Genomic DNA, 17,113 nt, shown 5'->3' on the forward strand with positions numbered 1-17,113 from the left:
GGCCGCTGCCACGCTGATTCCGGGAAAATCCTCACCCAGCTCCGTTGCTCGGACACGTCCCTCGTATGATTCACGGGGGATGGCAGCCATGTGCTTTACTATCTTTACCTTTTATTGATGCAGGAGGCCTCCATGATCGGCGGCTTGATAGGATTACTGGATGACATCGCCGCATTGGCGAAGTTGTCCGCAGCATCACTGGATGATGTGAGTGCCGCCGCTGGGCGTGCGACAGCGAAGGCGGCCGGGGTGGTGGTCGATGATACGGCGGTGACCCCGCAATACTTGCAGGGGGTGACGGCGGAACGTGAACTCTCGATCGTGAAGAAGATCGCGGTGGGATCGATCCGCAACAAGCTGATTTTTATCCTGCCGGTGGCCTTGCTGCTGAATCACTTCTTGCCCGGGCTATTGCCGATCATTCTGATGGTCGGTGGTACCTATCTGGCTTTCGAGGGCGCGGAGAAGGTCTGGCACAAGCTCTCCGGTGAGCAGGATGACGACAAGCCGTCGGTCGAAAAGGGGCCGGAAGCCGAGAAAAAGATCGTCAGCAGTGCCGTGCGGACCGACCTGATCCTGTCCGCTGAGATCATGGTGATCGCGCTTTCCGCCGTCTCTCACCAGGGATTCTGGTCACAGCTGGCGAGCCTGGTGGTGGTCGCGTTGTTCATCACCATTCTGGTGTATGGCGTGGTGGCGCTGTTGATCAGGATGGACGATCTCGGCCTGAAACTCGCCCAGCGCGATAGCTCGGGCATTCAGACGCTGGGCCGTAGCCTGGTGACTGCCATGCCCAAGGTGCTGACAACCATCTCGGTGGTGGGGACCGTCGCCATGCTCTGGGTGGGCGGGCATATCCTGCTGGTCAACCTGGGGGCCGATGGCACGGGCTGGTTCAACGCGCCCTATGCGTGGGTCCACCATGTCGAGCAGGGCATCGCCGAGGCAACCGGTGGCCTGGGCGGCATGCTGGGCTGGAGCTTCAATACGCTGTGCTCTGCGTTGATCGGCTTTCTGGTGGGCTCGGTCGTCGTCGGCGTGCTGCACTTCATCCCCTCTAGGAAGGCGCAGGCCGAATAGGTACGCGCCGAGAAGGACGTATCAGGCCTCACAGAGCCCGCCACTCGGCGGGCTTTTTGTTGGGCCGAGCTGCGTGCTGCGTCGTACGGGCGGTGGCGCCTTGGGCCGGGATAGGCCATGGCGGCGTGTCAGCCACCGAAGGGGGTAGCGTGTGCTTTAAGTGGTAAGACCAGTTGTCGGATACGAAAGTTTAATTGTTGACCACGCAGAACCGCCATAGGCTTTCTTGCAAGAGGGATTGATGGCGCTTCCCTGCCAATATCGAGTTTTGAAGCTTCGCTGATGCTTCAGTTTGAGCAACGTAGGCGTGTCAGTGGTGCCAAGAGGTAAGACCAGAGGAGGATGCATGGCTGAGGAGACGGCCCGAGGGAAGGGTGAGGAACTGCGCGGAGCCGAGAAGGTATTCGGCTATTTCCGCGATCAGGTCCTTTCGGGGGCGCTGAGCCCCGGGGATCGCCTGCCTAGCGAACGTGAACTGTCGCTGACTCTGGGAGTGGGGCGGCCGTTGCTGCGCGAGGTCATGCGGTCGCTCAACATGCTGGGCGTACTCGACATTCGCCATGGCAAGGGGGCTTTCATCGCCCGCGCCAACTTCGGGATGCTGTCGGATTTCTTCACCTTTTATCTGGCCCAGGAGCAGAGCGCGCTCGATGACGTCATGCAGGCCCGTATCGCCATCGAGTGTCAGGCCATCCGCCTCGCCTGTGAGAGAGCTACGGATGCCGACATCTCCCGCATCGAGACGTGCTTCACGCAGTTGACGGAGACTGTGGACGATCCGGAGCTGGGCGGTCGCTCGGATTATGAGTTCCACATCGCCATCGTGGAGGCGAGTCACAGCCAGACTCTGATCACCCTCTACCACGCCATCTCCAACATGCTGCTGAAAAGTCACGTCGAGCGGCGAAGAACGACCGCGAACGCACCCGAGATCATCGAGAGCCATATCGATTCCCACCGCCAGGTGTTCTTGGCAATCGTCGAGGGCGATGGCGACCTGGCCCACCAGAGGCTCCGCGAACACTTCGCGATAGGCGACGAGCTGCGCCGGCGAAGCATCATTGCTGCCCATACCAAGGGCAGCGCCAGCACGTACTCAACCGACAAATATAAGTGAGGCACGCATGTTCACGAGAATCGGCATGGGAGTGGCCACGGCGGCATTGGCGCTGGGCCTGAGCACCACGGCATCTGCTGAAACCCTGCGCTACGCCCACGTGGGGGCGGAAGGCGACCTTCAAACCCGTTACGCGGCCGAAGCCGCCAAAGAGATCAACGAAGCGACCGACGGCAACATCTCGGTTCAGGTCTTTCCCGCCAGCCAGCTAGGTGGCGTGGCCGAAATGGTGGATGGGGTGCGCATGGGGTCCATCGGCATGGGCCATCATGACTTTGCCTCGCTGGCTCGGATCGTGCCGGAGGCGGCTGTTTTCAATGCCCCCTACGTCTATCGCGATGCCGAACATGCCCTGAACGCGACAGCACCGGAGTCGCCGGCAGTGCAGAAGATCAATCAGCAGCTGATCGAAGAGGGTGGTGTTCGCATCATCGGTAGGATCTACCGGGGCAAGCGTCATATCTCTTCCAACTTCGCGGTCAAGTCGCCGGAAGATCTCGACAACAAGCCTTTCCGGGCCGTGCCGCTGGATCTCTGGGTTTCCATGGTCAAGGGCTTTGGCGCCACGCCGACACCCGTCGCGGTCTCGGAGCTTCCCACGGCACTGATGACCGGGCTGGTGGTCGGCCAGGAAAACCCCCTGACCATGATCAACGCCAACCAGCTGTACGAAGTCCAGTCGCATGTCTCGCTCACCGGCCACATGGATTCCGTGCTGGCGGTATTCGTGAACGAGCAGGCATGGCAGTCGCTGGATGAGTCGGATCGCAGCGCCATCAAGAAGGTGCTCGACGAGAAGGCAGAACAGTCGCTGCAGTGGGCAGAAAGCTCGGAAGACGAGCTGGTGCAGACATTGACGGACAAGGGCATGACGGTGCTGGACGAGGAAGACGGGCTGGACGTGGAAGCCTTCCGCGATCAGGTGCGGGCCCAGGTCGACCAGGACTTTCCGAACTTCAAACCCTACATCGACATGATCTCGAAGGTCGAGTGAGTTAGCGCCAGGAGCCCCGGAATGGGGCTCCTTGGCGAATGGTTCGTCAGTAAAGGAGTGTCGGCATGCATCTAGTCAGGAGGCTGCTTGAAGGGTTGTGCGCCTTGTTGCTGGCGGGGATCGTGCTGGTCCCGCTGGCGCAAGTCATCCTGCGGCAAGTCTTCACCAGCCCGATGGTCGGGGCGGAGGAGTTCACCCGCTTCTTGCTGGTCTGTCTGGTCTTCATGGCTTATCCGTTGGTGGTCGACAACGGCGAGAACATCGTCATGGCCGAGCTTCGAGAGTCGTTGCCGACATGGCTGCGCGGGCCCGTGAAGGTGGTGATTCTATTGTGCACGATCGCGGCCAGCGCCTTTATCGCCTATGCCACGGTCATCACTATGCAAGCGAACCTCGGCAATACCACGCCGACCCTCAAGATTCCGTTCTGGCTGTTTTTGGGATCGACATTGCTCGGGTTCAGTGCCGCATGCCTGTTGCATATCGTCCATGGCAACAAGCCACCCGCCGCTGACGTCGGACCCAACCAATAAGGGGTAATCATGGGCATTGCCTTGATCATCGGCTTCCTGGCCCTGTTCATTCTGGGGTTCCCGGTCGTTTATTCCATTCTGATTCCCTCCATTGGCTATGTGCTGATCGAGGGCTTTCCTAGCGGTCTGCTGGCTCAGCGCATCACCTATGCACTCGACAGTTTTCCCCTGGTGGCCGTGCCGATCTTCATATTGCGTGGGCAACATCATGAATCTGGCGGGCGTGACCGAACGAATCTTTCGTTTCGCCGATACGCTGGTGGGCCGGGTGCCGGGCGGGCTGGCACAGGTCAATATCTTTTCCAGCCTGATCTTTTCGGGGATGTCCGGCGCGGCGTTGGCCGACGTCGGCGGGCTGGGCAAGATCGAAATCGAAGCCATGCGCAAGCGTGGCTTCGCGGCGCCTTTCTCCGCTGCCGTCACGGCCTCGTCGGCGGTCGTGGGGCCGATCTTTCCGCCGAGCATTCCCCTGATCGTCTATGGCTCGGTGACCAGCGTTTCCATCGTGCAGTTGTTGATCGCAGGCATCGTTCCCGCTCTGATCTGCATCGCGTTGCTGATGGCGACGGCAGCCGTGCTGGCGCTGCGCGGCAACATGCCCCGTGCGGCACGCCGGCCCACCCTGGGGGAGGTCTTGTCGGCACTGCTGCCGGCGCTACCGGCGTTGCTGGCGCCGGTCCTGATGATCGCGGGGATGATGAGCGGTCTGTTCACCCCGACCGAAGCGGCGGCGGTCACGGCCGGTTATGTGCTGTTGGTCAGCGGGATGGTGTACCGGGAACTGACCTGGGCGCACTTGTGGAATGCCATGATGGTCACGCTTCGCAGTACCAGTGCCATCTTGATCATCGTCGCCGCCGCCTCGTTGTTTGGGTGGATTCTGGCCGTCGAGCAGATTCCTCAGGAATTCGCCGGCTGGATTCTGCAGGTCTCGAAGGACCCGCTGGTACTGTTGCTGATCGCCAACCTGATCTTCTTTGCGGTGGGCATGTTCCTTGACTCCACCACTGCCACGCTGCTGGTGGTGCCGGTGATTGCACCGCCCATGGTGCTGGCCGGTGTCGACCCCGTGCACCTGGGCATCGTGGCGATCTTCAATCTGATGATCGGCCTGCTGACGCCGCCCATGGGACTGTCGTTGTACCTGATTTCGTCGATTGCCAGAATATCGCTGCGCCAGCTGCTGTGGGCGCTGATTCCCTTCTATGTGCCGTTGCTGACGACGCTGGCCATTATCACGTTTGCCTCGGACCTGGTGCTCTGGTTGCCCGGCATGCTTCGCTAAACAAAAACCTGGAGTGGATATATGAAGATCGTCATAGGCTCGGATCATGCGGGCTACAGGCTCAAGGCCTCGGTGGTGGAATACGTGGAATCGCTCGGCCATGAGGTGGTCGACGTGGGGTCACACGATGACACCCCGGTGGATTTCCCCGATATTGCGAAGCAGATGGCTGGCAAGGTGACGAGTGGCGCGGCGGCCCGGGGCTTGATGGTCTGCGGTACCGGCGTGGGCGCCTCCATTGCCGCCAACAAGATTCGCGGCATTCGCGCTGCGGTGTGCCATGACATCCACTCGGCGCACCAGTGCGTCGAGCACGATGACGTCAACGTGATGTGCATCGGTGCACAGATCGTCGGCCCCTGGCTGGCCAACGACCTTATCAAGGCCTATCTCGAAGCCGAGTTTTCCACCAGCGAAGAATTCCGCCGGCGCGTGGAAAAGCTGAATGCCATGGAAAACGAAGGCTAGAACCGCAATCGATAGGATATCCAGGCCGCCGAGCGCCGGTCAGACGCTGGCGGCCATGAAATCCAACCAACCCTCCAGCCCCTCCCCTGAAGCCGAACGCATCGGTTATCACGTATCATGCAGTCAAGCCAACGCTCGCCTTCCGGGGCTGGCGCCTCACTGCCTGCCGGGGATTTCCTTGCCATGACACGCGTCGCCATCTTCGTGGATACCCAGAACGTCTACTACACCGTGCGCGAAGCCTACGGCAAGCACTTCGATTACCGCCGGTTCTGGGCGAGGGCGACGGCGAATCGTGAGGTGCTGGCCGCGCGCTGCTATGCCACCGACAAGGGCGACGCGAAGCAGCGCGAGTTCCAGAATATTCTCCGCTCGATCGGCTTCGAGGTCAGGCTCAAGCCGTTCATCCAGCGCGCGGATGGCTCCGCCAAGGGCGATTGGGACGTGGGCATCACGCTGGATGCCATCGAGTACGCGGCACAGGCGGATGTGGTGGTGCTGGTCTCCGGCGATGGCGACTTCGATCTGCTGGCGGAGAAGATCCGCGAGGTGCATGGCAAGCGCGTCGAGGTCTACGGCGTGCCCAAACTCACCGCCAATTCCCTTATCAACGCCGCAAGCCAGTTCATTCCCATCGAGGGCGAGCTGCTGTTGGGGTGAGGCGCTGATGCTGAGTTGCCGGATTCGTCGGAGAGGACGTGCTATCGTCGGTTAATCTTGGACTCACTCGAACAAGCCCGACATGAGCGAACAACTACAGATCCTGATCTACGAGGATGCCGACAAGGCGGTCGATGTGCGTCTGGACGAAGGACGCGAAACAGTATGGCTGACGCAGCGGCAGATGGGCGAGGTGTTCGGCGTCAAGCCGCAGAACATCACGATCCACTTGAAAAATATCTACGCAGAGGAAGAGTTGGTGGAAGAGGGAACTTGTAAGGATTTCTTACAAGTTCAGATTGAAGGTGGCAGAAAGGTCGAGCGCCGTTGCGCGGGGTGATCGCCGATTGGTCCACTCAGGCTCATTGTCTCCGCCTTGAATTCATCATAAAACCGACATCGAGTCTTCTTGGTCACGAACACCCCATCGCCTCCATCATGAGGCTTGTCGGGGTGTCCGCTCCAAATCGGTCTTATCTGAAAATTTTATACGCTCGGTTATACTGCGTTAAAAAATCAGCTCATTCCGCTTTATTGCTGATTTCTGATCTTCAGAAGTTGATCCCCATGCCGAAAGTATAGGCCCAGGCGCCATCGTCATAGTTATCTTCGGCACTGTCGCCGCTATCGAACAAGAACTGGTACTCGGCTCTGGCCTGGATGAAGGTCGTCGGCAGCATATAGTACTTGAGGCCGGTTTCCAGGCCGGCGATACCGGTATCCTTCACGGCGTCACCATAAATACCACCGAGTGAGGCACCCACAAACGGTCGGGCCGCGCCTTGGCCGAAGTGGTAATCGGAAAAGCCCCGAGTACTGCCATTCCAGACGTTGTCATCGCCTTCTACGTCAGCAAAGTTGACGCTCTGACGAAGACCCACCAGCGTGTGACTCGACAGGTACCAGCCGTAGTCGCCGGAAATGCCAAAGCTGCCATTGTCGAAGTCTTTGCTGCTGCTACCGGTGCCGGAGAGGGAAAATTCCCTGTCACCCGTCCGCGGGCCCATCTCTTGGGCCATGGCAGAGGAGGCAAACAGAAGAGAAGCCCCAACCACCACGGGGAGAGAAGCATTTACAAAAACATTCATAATAATACCCCTTGTTAACACCAGCATTTAATAGAGTCTGTTGTCGTCGGGTGGGGTTGAGTGTTCAAACTCCTTGTTATCCGAATCATGCTGCCGACAACGGCCACCGTTTTTCTATCGATTTCTCTTTGTCGACTTCTACCAAAAATCCTTACGGTCACTACCCAGTGTAGAAGGCGCCGCCCTTTTGCAAATAATAATTTTGTCTATTCGTGAAATAGCGTGAAACGGACGGGACGTAGAGTGCGGGGGCTAGACAATATCAACCCTCACTTCAAAAACGGCTACACCGATGAAGCACTGTAAGCAACGCTACTACTAATGAATTCTCGGTAGTTCGCCAAGAGAGCCAACGTCAGGTGCGGAGGCGATTTCACTCTACAGTCTCGATGCCATCATTTCCGTAGGTTACCGCGTCAATTCTCGGCGGGCGGTCCGCTTCCGCCAGTGGGCAACGCGCGTCCTTCGGGAGCACCTCATCCAGGGCTGGACGCTGCATCAATAGCGCTTCGAGGCCAATGCTCAGGAGTTGGAAGCGGCGATGGCGAAACGCAGTTCCTCCACCCGATCATCACGCCCGGCGCCCAGGTAGGCCATGACCGCGTGCCAGTCGTTGAAGGGATAGAGTGTGCCGTCGGCGTGATGCGCCCAGCAGTCGAGCGGTTGCTAGTCCAGCGCTTGGCGACCGGTCTCTTCGGCGCGAGTGTAGTCGCCGGTTTCTTCCAGCCCGAAGGCATACATCCCCTGGGCGATGGAACGGCCCGGCATGTCGGGCGACCAGCGGGGCAGCACGCGGGCGCTGCTCGCCAGACTCGCCGAAATGCTCTTCATCGAGGCCGCGCAACGTTATCTCGCCTGCTTGCCGCCATGAGCATGCCCCCGATGAACCGGCCCACGTGGTACGCGATGCCCCGCCATACCTTGGTTGTCATGCAGATATACATAGCGTTGTAGCAGCCTATCGGTCTGTATCCGGAAATTTAGATATTAAGTAATAATTATTTTCTAAATAAAAAGCTTTCCCAGCCGATACTGGCATGGCGGGGAGCCGCAACAATTCAAAAGCAATGATGAAAATGAAAGGAAATCTTGATGTGCAGAAATGTGATTGCAGGGCTTCTGCTATTGGCAACGCTGGTCGTCTCGGGATGCGCTTCGGTACCAATGGGGTCCAGCGATGAAGATCAAGCGCTGAAGCAGTTCCCTACACCGCCTCAGGGCATGGCGGGACTGTATGTCTATCGTGACAGCTTCATGGGTAAAGCGCTGAAAAAATCGGTCTCCCTGGACGGTCAGCTTCTAGGTGAAACGGCCAATGGCGTCTATTTCTATGAAGTGGTCGAGCCGGGCGAGCACAGTCTGTCCACGGAGTCCGAGTTCAGTGACAACGCGATCGATTTCATGGCTGATGCCGGTGAGAATTATTTCGTCGAGCAATACATCAAGATGGGCATATTCGTCGGTGGGGCAGGACTGAATATGGTCGAAAAAACGGAGGGCATGGACGCAGTGCGTAAGTGCTGCCACTTAGCCGCGTCGCAGTAGACCTACGACCTGTCGGGTGCCATCCGGCAGGTCGCCTAAAAGCCCGAAGTTACATGACATCGCTCTTCCAGTGCAGTACAGTCCATCATGTCGATCGAAATGACCCGCCGACTCGAATCTCGGTTGCAAGGCCACGGTCGTATCCCAGACGTGACTTACTACGTGGAATAGGCTGCATGTTCCATGCCGCGAGGTCGAGAACACGCATCGCGCCACGGCACAGGCGCTCGTGATGGCTCAAGACCGTCGTGGTCAGGTCGTCATCGTGCTCGGTTAAGTGTCAGTCTCGGGCGGCGTGCGATCTCGTTCGTGACGCTCCGCGAGTGGAAACGGCGGCAACCAGTGTTCACGCCGAAGGGTCCATAGCTCATAGGTCGGCATGAACTGATCGGGGACATCGAACGTCCCCAGATGGACTTCGATCTCGCCATCGCTAATCGAGAAGACCGATGAGCCGCAGTTGGAGCAAAAGTGGCGCCCCTGGTACTCGTGCGGCTCGCCTTCGATGGTCACCGCTTCCGTGAGGTAATCGGCGGCGGTATAAAAGAGCGCTCCATGATGCTTGCGGCAGTCCATGCAGTGGCAAATGCCGACTCTAAGTGGCTCGCCATGCGCAGTGACTCGGATTTTGCCGCACAGGCAGCCACCAGTTGATGATTTCATGATTGATTTCCTAATGAATCAGAAACGCTATCGCCTCTCGGTCCCTGCTTGAATCACCGATGCACCCAGTCCAGGTGCTCGAACGCGCCCCGGGCGTGATCCTCGCGGAACATTTCGTGGTCCCGGTGCAGGCGGTCGGCGGCCTCGGTGGCGAATTCCACCATATCCTCGGCGAACAGTGCCGGTGGGCCGATGGCGTTGAGGATCGCGGGCTCGATGTCGTAGTCGAGCTTGCCGGATTCATCCGAGAGGGCGTGCACGGTGGCGAGCACGCCGCCGCAGATGTGGGCGTATTCCTTCCATTCGCGCTTGGAGAGGTCGTCGAGATCCATGTCGTCGCGGAACGGCGCGCGCTCGCGGGATAGATAGCTGTGACCCTCGAACGTGACGTGGCCGTAGAAAAGATCGCCGCGTATCAGGTGCACGGCCTGGGCATGGCTGATGCGTTCGGCGAGGGTGTCCATTTCGTAGGCGGAGGGCGGTACCAGGCCGGACAGGGCGGAGCGTCGGGCCTGCTTGTACTCGATGATCAAGTCGTCCGTGCCGTCGCACTCGGGGCCTTCGATCAGCACGTAATAGCGGTTGAGCCCCAGCGAGGCGGTGCCCTGGCCGAGACGTATCGCCACGTCCTTCACGTGCATGCCATGCTTGTTTCGTCCCTTGGCGCGTGCCGGCACGTCGATCTCGTTTTCCTTGACCAGTCGGTCGGTGATCGCCTGGAATTCGTCACGGCGCGATGAGATCGGCACCAGCTTCTTGGTCGGGCGGAAGCCGCTGCGCGTCTCGTTCAGGTAGTCGTCGACGAGCCACTCGGCGCGGTCTTCATCGGCGTCCTCGAACAGCTTGCGGATGAGCTTCGGAGCGTTGTCGTGACGCATTTCCTCATCCTGCTCGGTACCTTCGCGCGCCAGCCGCTCCATCGTCTCGAGGTAGCCCTGCACGAAGCGACGCACGACCTTGACGCGATGCTTGTGCTTGAGCTCGCCCTCGGTTTCGGCAGCGATCATGAAGCCGACCGCGCCGCGCTTGATATCCCAGGTGAAGGGCGCGTAGTAGGCTTCGTCGAAATCGTTGACCGAGAAGATCGGCACGTTGTCCACGTTGGGCATGACGCCGAAGTTGCCGGGGTGAACGTCGCCGAGCGCGAGCACGGTGGGCATCCAGGCGTCGTCGCCGGCCATGTCGCGGTAGAACAGCAGTGCCGTGCCGCGAAAGAACGAAAACAGCGAGTCGGAGAGCTGGTCGAACTTGGCGCCGGCTTCCTCGCAACCTTCCGCGATGCGTGTCTGGTGATCCTCGCGTAGCGTCTGGCGCACGTGCCGACGACGCTCGAAGCCGGTCAGTGCGCGCGGGCGCAGCACGAACTCGCCGGCCGCCACCGCCTCGGCCAGGCGTTTGAAGGTATCGAAACGCGTCGCCACCACCGGCGCTGCGGTCTTCTCGAACGACTGCCGCTCGAGCGCCGCCGCCAGCTCCGCCTTGCTCATCGACGAGCGTCCCGCGATCTCCTGCTGTTGAGCGCGCTCGTAGAGTGTCTTGCGCGTCGGTTCCGGCTCCTGGCTCATGCATCCCCCTGCCTGTCATGGCGACCGTGATGTCGTTGTTTCCTTGTCCATCAGCATGCACGACTTGGGAGGAGGGTGCATGTCCGCTATGTTGATTCGGCTATCTTAGGGAGACGTCTTGAGGCCGCATCGCAAACCTCACCTCCCCACCAAGATCTGCCCGGTGTACGTTCCCAGCACTAGATTGGTTAGATAACAACCGTCACGGACTTTATATCAGCGCGACAACCACTCTGGCGTATCGTTACCGAGTGAAGGTGTCGTTCTCTCCCATCGAGGTGGCGTCTCGGACATGCGAATCACAGGCCCAAGGCTTTTCAGGTCACCATAGGAAGTGTGGTCGTCATGTACGGCGTAGGCTTCAAATTCTTCAGGCGACAGTCGCCCCGGCGCATTCTCGAACTGCTCAAGCAGCCCCTGACGCTGAAGAAACATGGCGGACTGACACAGAGAGACTTGTACGTGATATGTGCCGCCTTCCCGAGCACGTCGAGCCAGTGCCACCATGGCGCCAAAGGAAGCGAGATAACCCGTCAGGAAGTCGCATAGATAGACTGGCGTCAGCATAGGCTTGCCTGCCTTCGTCGCTTGCCCCTGAAGATCACAAATGCCGGTTACGGCCTGTGCTACCTGATCCCAACCCGCCCGTGATGCAAAGGGCCCACCCGATCCATAGCAGTTCACACTGACGTAGACCAAGCCAGGGCGAAGCTTTGCGAGTTCCTCTACACCGAATCCGTGCGCCTCAAGACGGTGGGGACGATATCCCTCAATGAATACATCCGAATCACTAACTAAATCCCTGAGTCGAGCAGCGTCCGAGGCGTCGTTGTAATCAAGGAAGCAGCTACGTTTTCCATGGCTAGTATCACGTACAAAAGGCGCGACTTGAGGCAAGTGGGGTGCAGTGACCATCAGGACATCAGCGCCATGTTCGGCCATACCAATGCCCGCCGTTGGACCTGCAAGAATACGGGTGAGATCAAGAACTCTGATACCTGATGCCGGCTGGGAACCTTCGGGCAGTGGTTGCGGCGCTCCATCGGCAATTTTGGTGATTTCAACGACAGGCCGTGATGCGAGATAAGCACCGTGGGGGTGAGCAAGCCATTCCTCTGGCGTACGAACCTTCCCGCCACATGCGCCTGCTGCTGCAATAGCCTCCTCGAGTTCATCGGCTTTCCAGCGTCTTACGGCCTCGGCAACCGAATCAGGCGTATTTTTGCATTGCAAAACATCGAGTACTCGGCGTTCGAGATGCGGCAAGTTGAAATGGGGGACGAACCAATGATCATCCGCTGTCAGCCACGGTTGGGTGAGCGCCACCATATGCTCGACATCTTCCGAAATGGGCGCGGGACGGTATTGCCCGTAATGATCGCGGACCAGTGTCATGTCTTCGCCACCCAACGCGGTCGCTGCTGCTGCCTTGACATCAATACTGATGGACTGCCTGCGCCCGGTCTTCAGTTGCCATAAATCGTTTGCCGCCACACTGCGTGCCGCCAGTGAGTGGGCCAACGTTCGCCCGATACGAAAAGGAGATACAAACAGCGGATCGTCTCCTGTAAAGCTCACCTCATTGGGCGCAAGCTGCTGACCAGCCCGAATGCCCATCAGCTCATCGAATGCGCTGATTTTTCCCTTGTTTTGACTCATTTCTATAGCTCCTAAATGTGGGGGGGGCAGGATGTGCTTCTGGGCTGTGGTAACCGAGGTAGGTCAAAACCACGATGAAGGCTGCCGCAGGACTCCCGGACCACGCTGTATTCGCAGCACATCACTCTGGGTAGTGGGTCGTGTCCGTCGAGAGATCGGACGCCCATATTTTCTTGAAAACAGAACGATAGTCAAGTATTGTTCTCAATATGAGAACGATGAGGCTGGTGGGGGTTAGGCTGGTGCCTCCGTCGACTAGAACCCTTATTTATTGCGATTCCGGCTTAAGGAAATCACGATATGACGTCTTTTAAAGCGATTCTTGTGTCAAAGGATGACGAAGGATACCAAGCACGAATTACATCACTCTCAACCGAGCAGCTCCCCGAAGAGCCGATAGAAGTGGCAGTCGAGTATTCAACGCTCAATTACAAAGACGCACTGGCAATCACGGGCGAGTCGCCCATTGTCCGCCACTTCCCCCTTGTTCCCGGGATTGATCTCGCGGGCCTCGTCACTAAAAGCGAAGATCCCAAGTTTAAAGTGGGGGATGCTGTAATGCTTAATGGATGGGGGGTTGGCGAATCAAAGTGGGGTGGGATGTCCCAACGCGCTGCCGTAAGAGGCGAGTGGCTGCTCCCTCTACCTGAGCCTTTTTCTACTAAAGAAGCTATGGCTATCGGGACTGCGGGTTATACAGCGGCATTGTGTGTACTTGCATTGCAGCAACACAACATTATGCCTGCTGATGGTGATGTCTTGGTCACTGGTGCTTCGGGGGGCGTTGGTAGTATTGCGGTGAACTTATTATCAAATCTTGGCTATCGCGTTGTGGCTTCCACGGGTAAGTCTAACGAAGTCGATTGGTTAAAACGCCAAGGGGCAGCGGATGTCATCGATAGGACGGAACTCAGTTCATCAGGCAGACCACTGACCGCGGAACGTTGGAGTGGCGTGGTGGATACAGTCGGTAGCCATACACTTGCCAGCGCATGTGCGAGCACTCAATACGGTGGTGTGGTCACGGCCTGTGGTCTAGCCCAGGGAATGGATTTTCCTGCCACCGTTGCACCTTTTATTTTGCGCGGCATAACTCTCGTGGGTATAGATAGCGTTTATTGCAGCAAGGAACGTAGGTTTCAAGCTTGGGACCTTCTCGCGAAATATTTAGAACGGACGGCTTTACAGAAAATGATCACGACTATTGGTCTTGATGAGGTTTCTGAACGAGCACCGGACATGCTGGCCGGTAGGCTTAAAGGACGGGTAGTTGTAGATGTTAACGTATGAAGGCGCCAAATGTTGCTAGTTGTCTCACACGTTTCGGTTTGAAACTTGGTTGGGAAGCTGGTTTGAAAGTGTTTGATGGAATGATGACTGCTGTTAACTAAGGGAGGTTTTTATGGGTGATGTGAACTTGGCGAGTCGCTCGGCCGAAATTCTGAAGAAATGTCTCTATGCTAATATCGCGACGTCGCGCGACGACGTGCCTTGGAATACACCTGTCACTGCGCTTCCGGACGCCGACCTAAACTTCTATTGGTCGTCCTGGACATTGGCCGAGCACTCCCGAAATATTGCCAGAAATAGCTCGATATTCATGACCTTCTACGATTCGACGCGAGCAAGAGGGACCAATAATCTGATGTGTCTTTATCTGCAGTGCGTGGCCCGGGAGGTTTCCAACCCAAGTGAAGCCCAGAAGGCCTTTGGGATACTGTATCCCGGTGAGGACGTTGATTTGGAAAATTTCCTCGGGGAAGGTGTCAAACGAATCTATTGCGCTGAGCCGAGGAAGGCATGGTTGAATTGCCTGTCTGAGAAAGAGCTTGAGCCGACGACACTTAAAATGCGAACGGAAGTGCCCATTAGTGACATTAGAAACGCCTTTTTATAGGGGCGTTTATTGTCCATTTATTCACGTTGGGTGAATCCACTGCTCGGTACTGGAATTTTATGCCTCTTGTTAAGTTTGATGTCGTTGAAGGTAGGAAAGCATATGAATTGAAGGCGTTGCTTGATGCGGCGCATCAAGCCGTTGTTGAAAGCTTTCAGGTACCCGAGTCGGATCGCTACCAGGTCGTCTATAGCCATAAGCCCTGTGAAATGATTCTCTCCGATACAGGGCTGGGCCTGGAAAGGACCGACGCTGCCGTTGTCATGACCGTGATCAGTAAATCACGGTCGGAAGAGATGAAAGTTGAGCTTTATCGATCTTTGGCCAGTCGCTTGGAAACGTATTGCGGAATAAAGCCCAGTGACCTGATTGTCTCGGTGATAGAAAATGCGGGGCCGGACTGGAGTTTTGGCCTTGGAGAAGCCCAGTTCGTTACTGGTAAACTGTGACGTATCGTCAGCTTTATCAAAAGGATTGCCTAGATGTCGTGGGGTACTTTATTACCGGAATTTTTTCATTGAGAGGCTGGTGTAATGGAAGATTTTGAATCCCTCAGGGTGTTCGTCTGCGTTGCGAATGAGCTCAGTGTAACGGGGGCGGCTAGGCGATTGGGAAAGAGCCCGTCGAACGTGACCACGAGATTGCAAAAGCTGGAAGCGAGCGTCGGAGCCGAGCTACTGGTGAGAACGGGGAAAAGCTTTTCCCTATCGGCTGCAGGCGAGGTTTTTCTCGATTACGCTGAGCGTATGCTCAGTCTTCGGTCGGAGACGATGCATGTCGTTTCGGGAGGACGATCTCCCGGGTCGATCAGGATCGGCAGCATGGAGGCAACGGCCGCGAGCCGTTTGCCGGAACTTCTAGCCGCCTTTCACACGTCTTTCCCTGAGCATGGTGTGGACCTCACAACGAGCCCATCGATACGACTGCTGGATGACGTTCGATCGGGAAAGATCGATGGTGCCTTTCTGGCCATTCCCCCTTCCTTCATCGAGAGCCCGCTGTCGGAAAAACTGGATGTGCTTGGGTTGGAATTCCACGATGCCTGGGAAGAGTCTCTCGTCTTGCTGCATCCGGACATAGGAATTGAAAATCTTGGCCTGGATGATGTCTCGGTAAAAAAACTGGCAGCATTTCCGCTGGGGTGTACCTATAGAAGAATCGCAGAAGAGTACCTGAGGATCCCCGAGCGAAAGGAATGGGAGATTCAGGAGTCCCCGTCGTATCACGTGATGGTTGCTTTGGCATGCACAGGTAGGTATGCAACGGTCTTGCCGGAGAGCGTCTATCAAACGCTGCTGCCTCCCGATAACCTGAAGTGTATTCCACTTTGCAACGTCACCACGAAACTGGCCTGGCGTAAGGGTTACGACACGCCGGTTTTCCAGGATTTCCGAGATACCTTGAGCCGCAGCACAATCTGAAAGACAGGATGTACTGTCTCTTTATTCGGCCCGCCAGGTTGGTGTCGGTTGGCTGCACTTTGCAGATGCATGACCGAGTCGGAAGTAGGCTGCGCAGAGTTGATAATGAGGTCACGGGGTTAGTGCGACGATACGTACGTCGCCGCCGCGTGCGCGGGCGGGATTGCGAATTCAGCCTTCATGCGTTTTACGTCCGCCGCCAATATGCGATCGAACATGCCTTGCATGGCCAGTGCTCGAGCGCATCGAGGTGCCGCCTCATCGCCTCTAGAAAGCGCAGCACAGTATCGGTGCCGTTCGGCGGCTTGACGCAGTCCGGCTACGGTCGCGAGGGCTGCGGCGGATAGCGCCTCTGGATAGCGGCCCTAGTGTGACGCTGGCGTCCGCGAGTGTGATGAAAAAATCCCCCGGTGGAGAAGTCCACCGGGGGATTGTCGTTGCGGGGCACGTTTGCCGTGTGAGCTGCCGTCATTCCAGCAGTAGCATGCCCTGTTCGATATCCGCGGCAATCGCCTCGCAGAACGACACCAGGTCGCCGTGCCTGAGCGCTTGAGTCACTCCGCGATGATAGTCGTCAGCGATGCTCGATGCGCCCCAGCGCGTGCAGATGTAGCGCATGCTGGGGCCGTATTGCAGCCAGAGTATCTCGACCAGTGGCAACAGCACCTGCGATTGGCTCAGGCGGTAGATATGGAAGTGAAACTGGTAATTGCCACGCATGTAGCTGACCAGGTCGCCCTGGGCGATGGCCTCGTTGATCTGCTCATCGATCCGTTCCAGAGCCTCGATGTCGGCGGTGCCGATATTGTCGAAGGCCTGGCGCGACACCTCGGTTTCCAGGTTCTTTCTGGCGAACAGGATTTCATGAAACCGGTCATGGCTCAGCTCCGGGACGATGATCTTGCGGCTGTCGGAGAAGATCAGCGCGCCCTCGGTTACCAGCCAGCGTATCGCCTCGCGGGCCGGCATGGTACCGGTGCCGTATTGCGCGGCGATGCGCCGGATCGAGATCACTTCGCCGGGCGTGAAGTCACCCTCGCAAAGACGCACGCGCAGAGCCCGGTGAAGCCGGGTCGAGGCGGTATCGGGCGAAAAAGCCGTACGACTGGCGGTTGATTCCGTGGTCATGCGATGTGCC

At 57.7% G+C, this 17,113-nt stretch carries 20 protein-coding genes and 1 pseudogene; 15 read left to right on the forward strand and 6 right to left on the reverse strand.

Annotation, left to right across the window (positions count from 1 at the left end; genetic code table 11):
* Positions 1–132 precede the first annotated feature (132 nt).
* From KZO83_RS01140 to KZO83_RS01175, 9 genes and pseudogenes are all read left to right on the forward strand, one after another.
* Positions 133–1,080 carry a DUF808 domain-containing protein gene (locus tag KZO83_RS01140; protein ID WP_247619458.1) on the forward strand — a complete coding sequence of 316 codons (948 nt, stop codon included), beginning with the start codon at positions 133–135 and terminating at the stop codon, positions 1,078–1,080.
* Between the two features lie 346 nt (positions 1,081–1,426).
* The gene (locus KZO83_RS01145) at positions 1,427–2,197 is read left to right on the forward strand and encodes a FadR/GntR family transcriptional regulator (protein ID WP_247619459.1); all 771 of its coding nucleotides are present in this window, start codon (positions 1,427–1,429) and stop codon (positions 2,195–2,197) included.
* A gap of 7 nt (positions 2,198–2,204) precedes the next feature.
* Positions 2,205–3,191: a TRAP transporter substrate-binding protein gene (locus KZO83_RS01150; protein ID WP_247619460.1), complete on the forward strand. Its 987-nt coding sequence runs from the start codon at positions 2,205–2,207 to the stop codon at positions 3,189–3,191.
* A 65-nt stretch (positions 3,192–3,256) separates the two neighbouring features.
* The gene (locus KZO83_RS01155; RefSeq protein WP_247619461.1) at positions 3,257–3,724 is read left to right on the forward strand and encodes a TRAP transporter small permease; all 468 of its coding nucleotides are present in this window, start codon (positions 3,257–3,259) and stop codon (positions 3,722–3,724) included.
* A 9-nt stretch (positions 3,725–3,733) separates the two neighbouring features.
* Positions 3,734–3,859: pseudogene (locus tag KZO83_RS16385) on the forward strand (hypothetical protein); the annotation flags it as partial.
* Positions 3,860–3,947: 88 nt separating this feature from the next.
* Complete coding sequence (locus KZO83_RS01160; RefSeq protein ID WP_247619462.1) at positions 3,948–5,009, forward strand: TRAP transporter large permease; 1,062 nt, start codon at positions 3,948–3,950, stop codon at positions 5,007–5,009.
* Positions 5,010–5,030: 21 nt separating this feature from the next.
* On the forward strand, positions 5,031–5,477 hold the full coding sequence (gene rpiB / locus KZO83_RS01165) for a ribose 5-phosphate isomerase B (protein ID WP_247619463.1): 447 nt from the start codon (positions 5,031–5,033) through the stop codon (positions 5,475–5,477).
* 183 nt (positions 5,478–5,660) lie between these two features.
* On the forward strand, positions 5,661–6,137 hold the full coding sequence (locus KZO83_RS01170) for a LabA-like NYN domain-containing protein (RefSeq protein WP_075369545.1): 477 nt from the start codon (positions 5,661–5,663) through the stop codon (positions 6,135–6,137).
* A gap of 82 nt (positions 6,138–6,219) precedes the next feature.
* The gene (locus KZO83_RS01175) at positions 6,220–6,477 is read left to right on the forward strand and encodes a virulence RhuM family protein (protein ID WP_247619464.1); all 258 of its coding nucleotides are present in this window, start codon (positions 6,220–6,222) and stop codon (positions 6,475–6,477) included.
* A 211-nt stretch (positions 6,478–6,688) separates the two neighbouring features.
* Here the strand turns inward: KZO83_RS01175 and KZO83_RS01180 are convergent, their stop codons facing one another.
* Entirely contained in the window at positions 6,689–7,225 is a 537-nt protein-coding gene (locus KZO83_RS01180; RefSeq protein WP_247619465.1) for a hypothetical protein, read from the reverse strand.
* A 397-nt stretch (positions 7,226–7,622) separates the two neighbouring features.
* On the opposite strand from KZO83_RS01180, the gene rhuM reads away from it, so the two are divergent.
* Positions 7,623–7,730, forward strand: a complete 108-nt coding sequence (gene rhuM, locus KZO83_RS01185) for a RhuM family protein (RefSeq protein ID WP_247620159.1) — start codon at positions 7,623–7,625, stop codon at positions 7,728–7,730.
* Between the two features lie 161 nt (positions 7,731–7,891).
* Here rhuM and KZO83_RS01190 read toward each other — a convergent pair whose 3' ends face one another.
* A complete protein-coding gene (locus tag KZO83_RS01190) occupies positions 7,892–8,056 on the reverse strand; it encodes a hypothetical protein (RefSeq protein WP_247619466.1) in 165 nt (54 codons plus the stop codon).
* A 261-nt stretch (positions 8,057–8,317) separates the two neighbouring features.
* Between KZO83_RS01190 and KZO83_RS01195 the strand changes: the two genes are divergently transcribed.
* Entirely contained in the window at positions 8,318–8,770 is a 453-nt protein-coding gene (locus KZO83_RS01195; protein ID WP_247619467.1) for a DUF2846 domain-containing protein, read from the forward strand.
* A gap of 273 nt (positions 8,771–9,043) precedes the next feature.
* Here the strand turns inward: KZO83_RS01195 and KZO83_RS01200 are convergent, their stop codons facing one another.
* From KZO83_RS01200 to KZO83_RS01210, 3 genes are all read right to left on the reverse strand, one after another.
* A complete protein-coding gene (locus KZO83_RS01200; protein WP_247619468.1) occupies positions 9,044–9,433 on the reverse strand; it encodes a GFA family protein in 390 nt (129 codons plus the stop codon).
* A 53-nt stretch (positions 9,434–9,486) separates the two neighbouring features.
* The gene (locus KZO83_RS01205; protein WP_247619469.1) at positions 9,487–10,998 is read right to left on the reverse strand and encodes a DUF2252 domain-containing protein; all 1,512 of its coding nucleotides are present in this window, start codon (positions 10,996–10,998) and stop codon (positions 9,487–9,489) included.
* 216 nt (positions 10,999–11,214) lie between these two features.
* Positions 11,215–12,657, reverse strand: coding sequence for a CoA transferase (locus KZO83_RS01210; protein WP_247619470.1), 1,443 nt, complete (start codon positions 12,655–12,657; stop codon positions 11,215–11,217).
* Positions 12,658–12,957: 300 nt separating this feature from the next.
* Between KZO83_RS01210 and acuI the strand changes: the two genes are divergently transcribed.
* The 4 genes from acuI (at position 12,958) to KZO83_RS01230 (ending at position 15,975) form a co-directional block, all read left to right on the forward strand.
* Positions 12,958–13,947, forward strand: coding sequence for an acrylyl-CoA reductase (NADPH) (acuI, locus tag KZO83_RS01215; protein WP_247619471.1), 990 nt, complete (start codon positions 12,958–12,960; stop codon positions 13,945–13,947).
* Positions 13,948–14,059: 112 nt separating this feature from the next.
* Positions 14,060–14,554: a pyridoxamine 5'-phosphate oxidase family protein gene (locus tag KZO83_RS01220; RefSeq protein WP_247619472.1), complete on the forward strand. Its 495-nt coding sequence runs from the start codon at positions 14,060–14,062 to the stop codon at positions 14,552–14,554.
* Between the two features lie 59 nt (positions 14,555–14,613).
* Positions 14,614–15,003 carry a tautomerase family protein gene (locus tag KZO83_RS01225; protein WP_247619473.1) on the forward strand — a complete coding sequence of 130 codons (390 nt, stop codon included), beginning with the start codon at positions 14,614–14,616 and terminating at the stop codon, positions 15,001–15,003.
* An 84-nt stretch (positions 15,004–15,087) separates the two neighbouring features.
* Positions 15,088–15,975, forward strand: a complete 888-nt coding sequence (locus KZO83_RS01230) for a LysR family transcriptional regulator (RefSeq protein ID WP_247619474.1) — start codon at positions 15,088–15,090, stop codon at positions 15,973–15,975.
* A gap of 468 nt (positions 15,976–16,443) precedes the next feature.
* Here the strand turns inward: KZO83_RS01230 and KZO83_RS01235 are convergent, their stop codons facing one another.
* On the reverse strand, positions 16,444–17,103 hold the full coding sequence (locus KZO83_RS01235; protein ID WP_247619475.1) for a GntR family transcriptional regulator: 660 nt from the start codon (positions 17,101–17,103) through the stop codon (positions 16,444–16,446).
* Positions 17,104–17,113: the final 10 nt, after the last annotated feature.

The sequence above is a fragment of the Chromohalobacter moromii genome (assembly GCF_023091865.1).
GTDB lineage: Bacteria > Pseudomonadota > Gammaproteobacteria > Pseudomonadales > Halomonadaceae > Chromohalobacter > Chromohalobacter moromii.